Origin of the sequence: Pseudomonas sp. S44 (assembly GCF_016624805.1) — a bacterium.
Lineage (GTDB): Bacteria > Pseudomonadota > Gammaproteobacteria > Pseudomonadales > Pseudomonadaceae > Aquipseudomonas > Aquipseudomonas machongensis.
In genome coordinates, this window is record NZ_JACVTY010000004.1 from 167799 (window position 1) to 180162 (window position 12364).

The window sequence follows — 12364 nt, forward strand, 5'->3', positions numbered from 1 at the left end:
ACCGTTTTGTCTTGGCCGCGCATTATATCTACACCACTTGGCGGGTCCAATACAAACGTTTGTTTGAATTTGCCGCAGCCCAGTAAAATCACAGGAGGGCGGCTGGAGGCTGGCCAATTTGCCGTATTGACCGGATTGGGTGTTACGGTCAAGATACGAGCGGTTTTACGCTCGCCGTAGGCTGACCGTCGGGCGCAGGTGCACCTCTAAAAACCAGGCGTAGAGCAGGGAATACAGGCCGAAACCCTTTTTGTAGTGGAGTCTACACGCCACGACAGAAAATGACCCGCGGGTTTTGCCCCGCCAGTCCGTACAGGACTGATCGGTCATGGCAAATTTCGCTCGACCCGGAACGTTTTCAGAGGTGTCCTTGTACCCACGCGCATTCGCCGGGCACGCCCCAGGCGACATTCTTTTCACCGGAGAGTAACGAGGAATCCATGAAGGTTCTTGTAGCTGTCAAACGAGTGGTCGACTACAACGTCAAGGTTCGCGTCAAGGCGGACAACTCCGGCGTCGACCTTGCAAACGTCAAGATGTCCATGAACCCCTTCTGCGAAATCGCCGTGGAAGAAGCCGTACGCCTGAAAGAGAAGGGCGTTGCGACCGAGATCGTCGCCGTTGCCGTCGGCCCGACCGCCGCCCAGGAGCAACTGCGTACCGCCCTGGCACTGGGTGCCGATCGTGCCATCCTGGTCGAGACCAGCGAGGAACTGAACTCCCTGGCCGTGGCCAAGGCGCTGAAGGCCATCGTCGATAAAGAGCAGCCGCAGCTGGTCATCCTCGGCAAGCAGGCCATCGACAGTGACAACAACCAGACCGGCCAGATGCTGGCTGCGCTGACCGGCTACGCCCAGGGCACCTTCGCCTCCAAGGTCGAAGTGGCTGGCGACAAGCTGAACGTCACCCGTGAGATCGATGGCGGCCTGCAGACCGTCGCGCTGAACCTGCCGGCGATCGTCACCACCGACCTGCGTCTGAACGAGCCGCGCTATGCGTCGCTGCCGAACATCATGAAGGCCAAGAAGAAGCCGCTGGAGACCGTGACTCCAGATGCGCTGGGCGTATCCACCGCCTCCACCACCAAGACCATCAAAGTCGAAGCGCCTGCTGCACGCAGCGCCGGTATCAAGGTCAAGTCGGTGGCCGAACTGGTCGAGAAGCTGAAGAACGAAGCGAAGGTAATCTAAATGACTATCCTGGTTGTCGCTGAACACGAGAACGGTGCCGTAGCCCCGGCCACCCTGAACACTGTCGCTGCTGCCGCCAAGATCGGTGGCGACGTCCACGTGCTGGTCGCAGGCCAGAACGTCGGCGGCGTAGCCGAGGCTGCGGCCAAGATCGCTGGCGTTGCCAAGGTGCTGGTTGCGGACAATGCGGCCTACGCCCACGCCCTGCCGGAAAACGTAGCGCCGCTGATCGTCGAGCTGGCCAAGGGCTACAGCCACGTGCTGGCCCCGGCCACCACCAACGGCAAGAACATCCTGCCGCGCGTCGCTGCGCTGCTGGACGTCGACCAGATCTCCGAGATCGTCTCGGTCGAATCCGCCGACACCTTCAAGCGTCCGATCTATGCCGGTAACGCCATTGCCACCGTGCAATCGAGCGCTGCGGTCAAGGTCATCACCGTGCGTACCACCGGCTTCGACGCCGTGGCCGCCGAAGGTGGTTCGGCTGCGGTGGAAGCCGTTGCTGCTGCCCACGACGCCGGCAAGTCGGCTTTCGTTGGCGAAGAGCTGGCCAAGTCCGACCGTCCCGAGCTGACCGCCGCCAAGATCGTCGTTTCCGGCGGCCGTGGCATGGGCAACGGTGACAACTTCAAGCACCTGTACGCCCTGGCCGACAAGCTCGGCGCCGCTGTCGGCGCTTCGCGCGCTGCGGTCGACGCAGGCTTCGTGCCGAACGACATGCAGGTCGGCCAGACCGGCAAGATCGTCGCGCCGCAGCTGTACATCGCCGTCGGTATCTCCGGCGCGATCCAGCACCTGGCGGGCATGAAGGACTCCAAGGTGATCGTCGCGATCAACAAGGACGAAGAAGCCCCGATCTTCCAGGTTGCCGACTACGGCCTGGTTGCCGACCTCTTCGAGGCGGTGCCGGAGCTGGAAAAGCTGGTCTGATCCGAGCGCTTCACTTATAAAGAAGCCCGACCCTCGTTACAGGGGTCGGGCTTTTTTTTGCATGGCTGGCAAGGAGCAAGGTAATGGCGTTTGGCAGAACGGGTCGGTTGCTGACCTGCATGGTGGCCTTGATATCCTCGCAGGCGATGGCCGCCGGCAAGTGTGAAAAGCTGGTGGCCACTGGCAGCCCGGATGCGCCGCCGTACTCCTGGCAGGACCCGAAAGACCCCCGGCACCTGATCGGTGCCAATGTCGACCTGTTGCGCCAGGTGGCGGGCGAGTTGGGGGTGAGGGTCGAGGTGCTGCATGCCGGGCGCCGCGAGCAGGCGCTGGAAGAGGTGCGCAGCGGGCGCATGGACCTGTTGTTGGACACGCCGATGCAAGTCGGCCAGTTGACCGCGCTGGACTACATCCATCCCCCCCTGCAGCTCAACGAATACCTGGTCTGGACCCGCCATGATTCGGCATTGGATTTCGACGGTCCGGCGGATCTGGCCCGCTATCAGGGCAGTCTTTCGGAGAAAGCCCGGTTGACCCCGGCGTTCGAAGCGTTCGCCAAGTCCCAGCTCAAGCTGGTGTCTGCGCAGAATCTCACCCAGGCCTTCCAGAAGCTGGTGCTCGGCCAGGTCGACTACGTATTGGCGGGGCGCTATTCGGGGATGGCCATGACCCAGAGCCTGGGCATGAGTAACGACCTCGTCGCACGCGGCCTGCCGGTGGATCGTCCGGGGCTGTACCTGGCGGTGTCGCACAATTCGGCCTGTAACGATGCCTGGCTGCGTGGGCAACTGGCGAAAAAGCTGACAGAATTGCCGATCTCTGGCGCCTCCGAGGCGGTGCTGCAGCGGAATGTGGAGCGCTGGAAAGCGCAGATGCAGATGACCGGGGACGCCCCCAAACAGTAGGAAGAATGCGTGAGAATCCAACCACTGATCCTGGTCCTGGCTGTTGCAGCCCTGGCCGGTTGTGCCAACGATCCGGCTCCTCATGAGCAGATGCGCCTGTCCGAGCAGGCGCTGGAGCAGGCCAAGGCTGTCGGCGCGACTGAGCAGGTCGAGGCGTTCAAGCTGGCCGAAGACAAGTTCGCCCGAGCCAAGACCAACATGGTCAGCGAAGACTTTCGTGATGCGCGCATGCGCGCCGAGCAGGCCGAGCTGGATGCACGCCTGGCCGAGGCTCAGGTGTTGACCCAGAAAAGCGAAGAACAGTTGAAGGTGACCGAGTCGCGTATCAAGCGCCTGCGCAAGCAGCTGGAGGTGCAGCCATGAGCCGTACATTCAAGCCCGGCGCTGCCCTGGTCGTGTTGGCGTTGGCCGTCGGTCTGCAGGGTTGCGCGAGCCAGCGCAGCGAGTCGGCGTTGGACGATGCCACGGCTGCGTTCCAGAAGGTCAAGGACAACTCCGACGTGCTGCGCAGTGCACCGCGCGATGTGATCCGTGCCGGTGAGTCGCTGGCGCGTGCAGAGCGCCTGGCCAGCTATGTCGGCAGCGGCACCGATGTGCGTCACTATGCCTACCTCAGCCAGCGCTACAGCGAGATCGCCCGCGAGCACGCCAATCTGGCACTGAACCAGGAGCGCCTGGCCAAGCTCGATCTGGAGCGCCAGCGTCTGCAACTGGCGCTGCGTGAGGCGAAGCTGGCCAGCGTCCAGCAGCAGGGCAAGTGGGTCGAATCGCAGATCGCCGCCCTGGCATCGGAGCAGGCCGATCGCGGCCTTGTAATGACGCTGGGGGACGTGCTGTTTGACACCGGCGAGGCTGAGCTCAAGAACTCCGCCAGTCGCACGGTGCTCAAGCTGGTGCAGTTCCTGCAGCTCAACCCTCGCCGCGTGGTGCGGATCGAGGGCTACACCGACAGCACCGGGGCGTCCGAAGACAACCTGAAGCTGTCCCGTGACCGTGCGCAGTCCGTGGCGGACATGCTGGTCGACCTGGGCATCGATGAAAAGCGCATCGAGGTCGAGGGGTATGGCGATCAGTACCCGGTCGAGGTCAACGCCTCGGAGCGGGGCAGGGCGCAGAACCGCCGTGTGGAGATCGTGTTCTCCGATGAGAAGGGCAAGCTCGCGCCGCCGCGCTGAGTGCTGTTCGGGTGCTGCCTGGCACCCGCGCTGACGGTTCGTCTGTTCGCCGCTGTCAAGCAAGTGTAATGTCGACTATTCTCGGAACTGTCCCAGTACACTTTGCAACTGTTACGGTATTCTGTCTCGACTGTGAGTCGTACAAGAACAACGAACCCGTCCGCGCTTCGAGAATCACCATGACCAACCTGCTGTTGTACCAGCGCATTGCCCAGCAACTGGCCGATGACATCCGTCGCGGTGTCTACCAGCCAGGCGAGCGCGTGCCTTCCGTGCGCAAGATGAGCGCCCAGCTCAATGTCAGTCATGCCACGGTGCTGCAGGCCTACGCCAACCTCGAGGATCAGGGGCTGATCCGTGCCCGCCCGCAGTCTGGCTACTATGTCCACCAGACGCCCGCCCTGACCGCGCAGACGCCGGATATCGCCCGGGTCGAGCGCCCTGGGTTGGTCACCCGGGCCAGTATCATCCAGCAAGTGCTCACTGAAGCGCGCCGCGATGGCGTGTTCCCGTTTGGCGCTGCTGTTCCCCATGTGGACTACCTGCCGGTTCGGGCCCTGCACCAGCAGATCGCCAAGGTGACGCGGTTCCACAGCCCGCGTGCCTTCAGCTACATGTTCAGCCCGGGGTTCGAGCCGCTGCGCCGGCAGATCGCCATTCGCATGCGTGACGCTGGCGTGCTGGTCGACCCGCGCGAGGTGATTGTCACCCATGGCTGTGTCGATGCCTTGCAAATGGCGCTGCGCGTGTTGACGCGTCCTGGCGACCTGATCGCCGCCGAGTCGCCGACCTACTATGGGCTGCTGCAGTTGGCGGACTTGCTGGGCCTGAAGGTGATCGAGATTCCCAGCGACCCGTCCACCGGCATCAGCCTCGAAGCGCTGCAATTGGCTGCCAACCAGTGGTCGATCAAGGCCCTGGTGCTGACGGCGCGCCTGAGCAACCCTCTGGGCGGGACCATTCCGGAAGAGCGGCAGAAACAGTTGCTGCGCCTGGCGTCAGACTTCGATATCCAGATCGTCGAGGACGATATCTATGGCGAACTGATGTTCGAGCAGGGGCGAACCAAGGCGCTGAAGGCGTTCGACCGGCTGGATCGAGTGATTTACTGTTCGAGCTTCTCCAAGACGCTGTCGCCAGGGGTTCGGGTCGGCTGGATGATTCCTGGGCGCTACCAGGACGAGATCCAGCGCTTGCAGACCTTCACCACGCATTCGGCCTGCAGTGTCACCCAGATGGGTGTGGCGGCCTATCTCGAGAATGGCGGCTACGACCGCCACCTGCGCTTCATTCGCCAGGAGTACCGCAAAAATCTCAGTGCCTATCAGCTGGCGGTGCAGCAGCACTTCCCGGACGGCACGCAGATGACTCGGCCTACGGGTGGGTTCATTCTCTGGGTCAGCCTGCCGGGGCGAGTCAATACCCAGGAGTTGCATGTGCGGGCGCTGGAGCAGGGCATCAGCATCGCGCCTGGTCTGATCTTCAGCAACACCGAGCAATTCAACCACTGCATCCGCCTCAATTGCGGGATTCCCTGGAGCAAGGAGGCAGAGCGGGCGGTGATGACCTTGGGGCTGCTGGCCCAACAATTGTGTCGAGAGTCCGCTGTCTCGATTTTGTAGCTTGTCATAAGGGCGGGGAACAGGGAGCATAGGCATTTTGATGCCATGCTCTTGATGCCCATGAATGCGTTTCGCCCGATTGCCCTGATCCTGTGTCTTGCGCTGCCCTGGTTGCCGGGTGCGTCGGTGCAGGCTGCGCAGGTGCAGGCCAAGAGCGAAGTCTCCCAGAGCAAGACCGCCAAACCGGCGGTCAAGACCCCGGCGAAGACGGCCAGTAAACCTGCAAGCAAGCCTAAGCCAAAGCCGAAGAGCAAGCCGGTCAGCAAGGCGGCGAGCAAGCCACTGCCCAATCCCAAGCTCGATCTGAGCCTGCCGACCGAGATGGTGAAGAACCTCAAGCCGGATGTCGGCAATGCCTCGTCGACGCGCAAACCCCTGCTGCCATCGATGTTCCCCGAAAAGCCCGCGTCCGATGACAGTCCGTTCCAGCTCAACGGCCGGCTGATCAGCAACGAAATGCAGTTGCAGTTGCGCAACGACAGTCGCCGTGATGTCGAGGGTGCCGCCATCGATTTCGAATTTCGCAACTGACTGCCGAGTCACCGCGGATTTCATCGGTTCGGTAATTTCAAACATATGTTTGAGCGGTTAGTATCCAGGGATGTCCGTCCCGTTCAGTTCCAGGGAGTCCAGTTGTCATGAAATGCCGCGAGGGCTGCGGTGCCTGCTGCATTGCCCCGTCCATCAGTTCGCCGATCCCCGGTATGCCTCAGGGCAAGCCGGCGGGCGAGCGTTGCCTGCACCTGTCCGTGGACTATCTCTGCGCCTTGTTCGGCAAGCCCGAACGGCCAAAGGTCTGTGGCGGGTTCAAGGCCGAGGTGGATGTCTGCGGCAGTGATCGCGACGATGCGATCAGGATCATTGGCTGGCTGGAGCAGATGACGGCGGCGTGACGTTTGGATCTTCGACAAAAGGAACAAGATGATGAGATCGATCAAGCGCGTTGTACTGCTGTGTGGCATGGGTGTCTTGCTGGCGCCGGCGGCCTGGGCCGAGAGCTGGCAGGTGGCCAAGGACGAGGAGGGCATCAAGGTGTCCCTCAGCGAGGTGTCGGGTTCCAAGTACAAGGCCTACCGTGGGGTGACCGTCATCAAGGCGCCGCTGGCCAAGGTCAAGGCGCTGCAGGAGGATGTAGCCGGCGCCTGCGCCTGGGTGCATGAGTGCAAGTCGCAAAAGCTGCTCAAGCATGAGGGCGACCAGAGCTGGACCTACACCCAGTTCAATACGCCCTGGCCGGTGACGCCGCGCGATTCGATCCTGCACGTGACCACGGTGCAGGAAGCCGACGGTAGCCTGACCCGCAAGCTCGAGGGCGATCCGAAGTACCTGCCGGAGGAGAAGGGCTTCGTGCGCGTGGCGCAGGTCGAGGGCTTCTGGAAGCTGGTGCCCAAGGGCGACAGCACCGAGGTGACTTATCAGGTGCACACCGAGCCAGGTGGTAGCGTGCCTTCGTGGTTGGCCAACAAGTTCGTGGTGGATGCGCCGTTCAATACGCTGAAAGGCTTGCGTGAGCGGGCCGAGAAGAACTGAGGTTCTCTCGTCGAATGGCCCAATGAAAAAGGCTGCCCGAGGGCAGCCTTTTTGCGTTCAGCCTGGGCGGCTTACTTGCGGTCTTTCAGTGCGGTGATGTCGCGCTGCGGCTCGCCGGTGTACAGCTGGCGCGGACGACCAATCTTGTACGGGCCGGAGAGCATTTCCTTCCAGTGCGAGATCCAGCCCACGGTACGTGCCAGGGCGAAGATCACGGTGAACATGCTGGTTGGAATGCCGATCGCCTTGAGGATGATCCCCGAGTAGAAGTCGACGTTCGGGTACAGCGAGCGCTCGATGAAGTACGGATCGGTCAGGGCGATCTCTTCCAGGCGCATCGCCAGTTCCAGCTGTGGATCGTCCTTGATGCCCAGCTCGCGCAGGACTTCGTCGCAGGTCTGCTTCATCACGGTGGCGCGCGGGTCGCGGTTCTTGTAGACGCGGTGGCCGAAGCCCATCAGCTTGAACGGATCGTTCTTGTCCTTGGCCTTGGCGATGAACTTGTCGATGTTCGAGACATCGCCGATTTCATCGAGCATGGTCAGGACTGCTTCGTTCGCACCGCCGTGGGCAGGGCCCCACAGTGCGGCGATACCGGCGGCGATACAGGCGAACGGGTTGGCACCCGAGGAGCCGGCCAGGCGCACGGTGGAGGTGGAAGCGTTCTGCTCGTGGTCGGCGTGGAGGATGAAGATCCGGTCCATCGCCTTGGCCAGCACCGGGCTGATCGGTTTGATCTCGCACGGGGTGTTGAACATCATGTGCAGGAAGTTTTCTGCGTACGACAGGTCGTTGCGCGGGTACATCATGGGTTGGCCCATGGAGTACTTGTACACCATCGCTGCAAGCGTCGGCATCTTCGCGACCAGGCGCACGGCGGAGATCTCGCGGTGCTGCGGGTTATTGATGTCCAGCGAGTCGTGATAGAACGCCGAGAGGGCGCCGACCACGCCGCACATGACGGCCATCGGGTGGGCGTCGCGGCGGAAACCGTTGAAGAAGGATTTCAGCTGCTCGTGGACCATGGTGTGGTTCTTCACGGTGCTGACGAACTGGGCCTTCTGCTCTGCGTTCGGCAGTTCGCCGTTGAGCAGCAGGTAGCAGGTTTCCAGGTAGTCCGATTGCTCGGCGAGCTGTTCGATCGGGTAGCCGCGGTGCAGCAGCACGCCCTTGTCGCCGTCGATGTAGGTGATCTTCGACTCGCACGAGGCGGTCGCCATGAAACCGGGGTCGAAGGTGAAGTGACCGGATGCCCCCAACCCGCGGACGTCGATAACATCGGGACCAACGGTGCCGGTTAAAATGGGCAGCTCTACGGGGGCTGCGCCCTCGATGACCAACTGCGCTTTTTTGTCAGCCATGTGGCCTCCTATTAATGCTTGAAATCATCAGACAGACCCCCCACGCAGGGCCCGCACCACTATAGAGGGATAAATTCGAATGTCAATTTGCCTAAAGGCTGGTTGAAACACCCTCCAAGCCCATGATTTTCACGAAATTGCCGCCCGTTTACGCCTTTTGTTCGCTAAAGGCAATGCGCTATTCGGGCTAGCCCCTTACGTTGTCATAAGCAGCCTAACTGTCTATACTCGGCAGCCGACTCCCAGGGGCTTTCCAGCCCGCCCTGCTGGGTGTCGTGTTCTCTTCGGTGGTGGGTACCTGACCAGTACACTTACCAACAACTTTGCCCTGTTCGCTAGGGGCTCTTCAGTGTGAAAAAAGCCGTGAAAAGCCAACGACCTGTAAACCTAGACCTAAGGACCATCAAACTCCCGATCACCGCGTACACGTCCATTCTTCACCGTATTTCCGGCGTCATCCTGTTCCTCGGCCTTGCCATCATGCTGTACGCATTGGGCAAGTCGCTGGGTTCCGAGGAGGGCTTTGCCGAGGTGAAGGCGTGTCTGACCAGTCCGCTGGCCAAACTGGTGACCTGGGGCCTGCTGTCCGGCCTGCTGTATCACCTCGTCGCAGGTGTTCGCCACCTGATCATGGACATGGGTGTCGGTGAGACGCTGGAAGGCGGCAAGCTGGGCTCGAAAATCGTGATCGTCATCTCCGTGGTGCTGATCGTTCTGGCGGGAGTTTGGGTATGGTAACTAATGTCACGAACCTGTCGCGTTCGGGCCTCTATGACTGGATGGCGCAGCGCGTCTCGGCGGTCGTTCTCGCGGCTTACTTCATCTTCCTGATCGGCTACCTCGCGATCCACCCGGGCATCGACTATGCCCAGTGGCACGCTCTGTTCTCCAACAACGCGATGCGGATCTTCAGTCTGCTGGCACTCGTTGCCCTGGGCGCTCACGCCTGGGTCGGCATGTGGACCATTGCCACCGACTACCTGACGCCGATGTCGTTCGGCAAGTCGGCGACTGCGATTCGTTTCCTGTTCCAGGCGGTATGCGGCGTTGCGATGTTCGCTTACTTCGTCTGGGGTGTGCAGATTCTCTGGGGTATCTGATTCATGGCTAACATTCCAACCATTTCCTTCGACGCCATCATCATCGGTGGCGGCGGTGCGGGCATGCGCGCAGCACTGCAGCTGGCTCAAGGCGGCCACAAGACCGCAGTAGTCACCAAGGTGTTCCCGACCCGTTCGCACACTGTATCCGCCCAGGGCGGCATCACCTGCGCCATCGCTTCGGCCGACCCGAACGACGACTGGCGCTGGCACATGTACGATACCGTCAAGGGTTCCGACTACATCGGTGACCAGGACGCTATCGAGTACATGTGTCAGGAAGGCCCGGCTGCGGTTTTCGAGCTGGACCACATGGGCCTGCCGTTCTCGCGTACCGAAACCGGCCGTATCTACCAGCGTCCGTTCGGTGGCCAGTCCAAGGACTTCGGCAAGGGCGGCCAGGCTGCGCGTACTTGCGCCGCGTCCGACCGTACCGGTCACGCCCTGCTGCACACCCTCTATCAGGGCAACCTGAAGGCGGGCACCACCTTCCTCAACGAGTACTACGCCGTTGACCTGGTCAAGAACCAGGACGGCGCTTTCGTCGGTGTGATCGCGATCTGCATCGAAACCGGCGAAACCATGTACATCAAGTCCAAGGCCACCGTTCTGGCCACCGGCGGTGCGGGCCGTATCTACGCCTCCACCACCAACGCCCTGATCAACACTGGCGACGGTATCGGCATGGCCCTGCGTGCAGGCGTGCCGGTGCAGGACATCGAGATGTGGCAGTTCCACCCGACCGGTATCGCCGGCGCCGGTGTACTGGTCACCGAAGGTTGCCGCGGTGAGGGTGGCTACCTGATCAACGCCCACGGCGAGCGCTTCATGGAGCGTTACGCGCCGAACGCGAAGGACCTGGCTGGTCGCGACGTGGTCGCCCGTTCCATGGTCAAGGAAATCATCGCCGGCAACGGCGTGGGCCCGAACAAGGACCACGTACTGCTGAAGCTGGACCACCTGGGCGAGGAAGTGCTGCACAGCCGCCTGCCAGGCATCTGCGAGCTGTCCAAGACCTTCGCCCACGTCGACCCGGTGGTCGCGCCGGTTCCGGTCGTGCCGACCTGCCACTACATGATGGGCGGCGTTGCCACCAACATTCATGGCCAGGCCATCACCATGGACGCCGAAGGCAAGGATCAGATCATCCCAGGCCTGTTCGCTGTGGGTGAAGTGGCGTGCGTATCGGTTCACGGTGCCAACCGCCTGGGCGGTAACTCGCTGCTCGACCTGGTGGTATTCGGTCGCGCTGCCGGCCTGCACCTGGAAAAGGCACTGAGCGACGGCGTCGAGTACCGCGACGCGAGCGACACCGATGTCGACGTTGCCCTGAACCGCCTGAACAAGCTCAACGAGCGCACCACTGGCGAAGATGTCGCAAGCCTCAAGCGCGAGCTGCAGAGCTGCATGCAGAACTACTTCGGTGTATTCCGTACTGGCGAATACATGCAGAAGGGTATCGAGCAGTTGGCCGGCCTGCGTGACCGCATTGCCAACGTCAAGATCAACGACAAGTCCCAGGCCTTCAACACCGCGCGTATCGAAGCGCTGGAGCTGCAGAACCTGCTGGAAGTTGCCGAAGCGACCGCCATCGCAGCCGAAGCCCGTAAAGAGTCCCGCGGCGCGCACGCCCGTGAAGACTTCGAAGACCGTGACGACGAGAACTGGCTGTGCCACACCCTGTACTACCCGGGTGAGAAGCGCGTCGCCAAGCGTGGCGTCAACTTTGCGCCGAAGACAGTTCCTGCCTTCGAACCAAAAGTCCGGACTTACTAAGGGTGGCCGCTATGTTGAAAGTCGAAGTTTATCGTTACAACCCGGACACCGACTCGGCGCCCAAGATGGAGTCGTTCGACGTCGATACCGGTGGCAAGGACCTGATGGTGCTGGACGTACTGGCGCTGATCAAGGAGAAGGACGAGGGCTTCTCGTACCGTCGCTCCTGCCGTGAAGGCGTTTGCGGTTCCGATGGCATGAACATGAACGGCAAGAACGGCCTGGCCTGCATCACCCCGCTTTCGGGTGTGGTCAAGGGCAACAAGCTGGTCCTGCGTCCGCTGCCAGGTTTGCCGGTCATTCGTGACCTGGTCGTCGATATGAGCATCTTCTACAAGCAGTACGAGAAGGTGAAGCCATTCCTGCAGAACGACACTCCGGCTCCGGCCATCGAGCGTCTGCAGTCGCCGGAAGATCGCGACAAGCTGGACGGTCTGTACGAGTGCATCCTGTGCGCTTGCTGCTCGACCTCCTGCCCATCGTTCTGGTGGAACCCGGACAAGTTCCTGGGCCCCGCCGCGTTGCTGCAGGCCTATCGTTTCCTGGCCGACAGCCGTGACACCAAGACGCAAGAGCGTCTGGCGTCGCTGGATGACCCGTTCAGTGTGTTCCGCTGCCGCGGGATCATGAACTGCGTGAACGTCTGCCCGAAGGGTCTGAACCCGACCAAGGCGATCGGCCACGTACGTAACATGCTGCTGCAGAGCGGCACCTGATTCAAAAATGTTGCACCAGCAGTAAGCCGAAGCGCGGGTGGTGAGCCCGCGCCGAGGTA

At 61.8% G+C, this 12364-nt stretch carries 14 protein-coding genes; 13 read left to right on the forward strand and 1 reads right to left on the reverse strand.

Translation table 11 applies throughout. The features are described 5' to 3' along the window. The first annotated feature begins 440 nt into the window (after positions 1 to 440). The 9 genes from IAE40_RS05845 (at position 441) to IAE40_RS05885 (ending at position 7352) form a co-directional block, all read left to right on the forward strand. A complete protein-coding gene (locus tag IAE40_RS05845; RefSeq protein WP_063545593.1) occupies positions 441 to 1190 on the forward strand; it encodes an electron transfer flavoprotein subunit beta/FixA family protein in 750 nt (249 codons plus the stop codon). Further along, on the forward strand, positions 1191 to 2120 hold the full coding sequence (locus IAE40_RS05850; RefSeq protein ID WP_054894265.1) for an electron transfer flavoprotein subunit alpha/FixB family protein: 930 nt from the start codon (positions 1191 to 1193) through the stop codon (positions 2118 to 2120). It abuts the gene before it with no gap. A gap of 83 nt (positions 2121 to 2203) precedes the next feature. Further along, entirely contained in the window at positions 2204 to 3025 is an 822-nt protein-coding gene (locus tag IAE40_RS05855; RefSeq protein WP_200602823.1) for a substrate-binding periplasmic protein, read from the forward strand. 9 nt (positions 3026 to 3034) lie between these two features. Further along, positions 3035 to 3388 carry a DUF4398 domain-containing protein gene (locus IAE40_RS05860; RefSeq protein WP_054894263.1) on the forward strand — a complete coding sequence of 118 codons (354 nt, stop codon included), beginning with the start codon at positions 3035 to 3037 and terminating at the stop codon, positions 3386 to 3388. Further along, positions 3385 to 4200: an OmpA family protein gene (locus IAE40_RS05865; protein WP_054894262.1), complete on the forward strand. Its 816-nt coding sequence runs from the start codon at positions 3385 to 3387 to the stop codon at positions 4198 to 4200. Before IAE40_RS05860 ends, IAE40_RS05865 begins: the two co-directional genes overlap by 4 nt. A gap of 179 nt (positions 4201 to 4379) precedes the next feature. Next, positions 4380 to 5822, forward strand: coding sequence for an aminotransferase-like domain-containing protein (locus IAE40_RS05870; protein ID WP_054894261.1), 1443 nt, complete (start codon positions 4380 to 4382; stop codon positions 5820 to 5822). A 60-nt stretch (positions 5823 to 5882) separates the two neighbouring features. After that, positions 5883 to 6353: a hypothetical protein gene (locus tag IAE40_RS05875; protein WP_200602824.1), complete on the forward strand. Its 471-nt coding sequence runs from the start codon at positions 5883 to 5885 to the stop codon at positions 6351 to 6353. A 107-nt stretch (positions 6354 to 6460) separates the two neighbouring features. Then, positions 6461 to 6715: a YkgJ family cysteine cluster protein gene (locus tag IAE40_RS05880; RefSeq protein WP_054894259.1), complete on the forward strand. Its 255-nt coding sequence runs from the start codon at positions 6461 to 6463 to the stop codon at positions 6713 to 6715. A 28-nt stretch (positions 6716 to 6743) separates the two neighbouring features. Next, entirely contained in the window at positions 6744 to 7352 is a 609-nt protein-coding gene (locus tag IAE40_RS05885) for an START domain-containing protein (protein ID WP_372822373.1), read from the forward strand. Between the two features lie 71 nt (positions 7353 to 7423). On the opposite strand, the gene gltA is transcribed toward IAE40_RS05885, so the two are convergent. Beyond that, positions 7424 to 8713, reverse strand: a complete 1290-nt coding sequence (gene gltA, locus IAE40_RS05890; RefSeq protein WP_054894257.1) for a citrate synthase — start codon at positions 8711 to 8713, stop codon at positions 7424 to 7426. A gap of 351 nt (positions 8714 to 9064) precedes the next feature. Between gltA and sdhC the strand changes: the two genes are divergently transcribed. From sdhC to IAE40_RS05910, 4 genes are read left to right on the forward strand one after another with little or no spacing between them, the layout of a single operon-like run. Next, positions 9065 to 9451, forward strand: a complete 387-nt coding sequence (gene sdhC, locus IAE40_RS05895; protein WP_023628897.1) for a succinate dehydrogenase, cytochrome b556 subunit — start codon at positions 9065 to 9067, stop codon at positions 9449 to 9451. Further along, a complete protein-coding gene (gene sdhD, locus IAE40_RS05900) occupies positions 9445 to 9813 on the forward strand; it encodes a succinate dehydrogenase, hydrophobic membrane anchor protein (RefSeq protein ID WP_054894255.1) in 369 nt (122 codons plus the stop codon). Before sdhC ends, sdhD begins: the two co-directional genes overlap by 7 nt. Before the next feature lie 3 nt (positions 9814 to 9816). Next, positions 9817 to 11589 carry a succinate dehydrogenase flavoprotein subunit gene (sdhA, locus tag IAE40_RS05905; RefSeq protein ID WP_054894254.1) on the forward strand — a complete coding sequence of 591 codons (1773 nt, stop codon included), beginning with the start codon at positions 9817 to 9819 and terminating at the stop codon, positions 11587 to 11589. 11 nt (positions 11590 to 11600) lie between these two features. Then, on the forward strand, positions 11601 to 12305 hold the full coding sequence (locus tag IAE40_RS05910) for a succinate dehydrogenase iron-sulfur subunit (RefSeq protein ID WP_012315348.1): 705 nt from the start codon (positions 11601 to 11603) through the stop codon (positions 12303 to 12305). Positions 12306 to 12364: the final 59 nt, after the last annotated feature.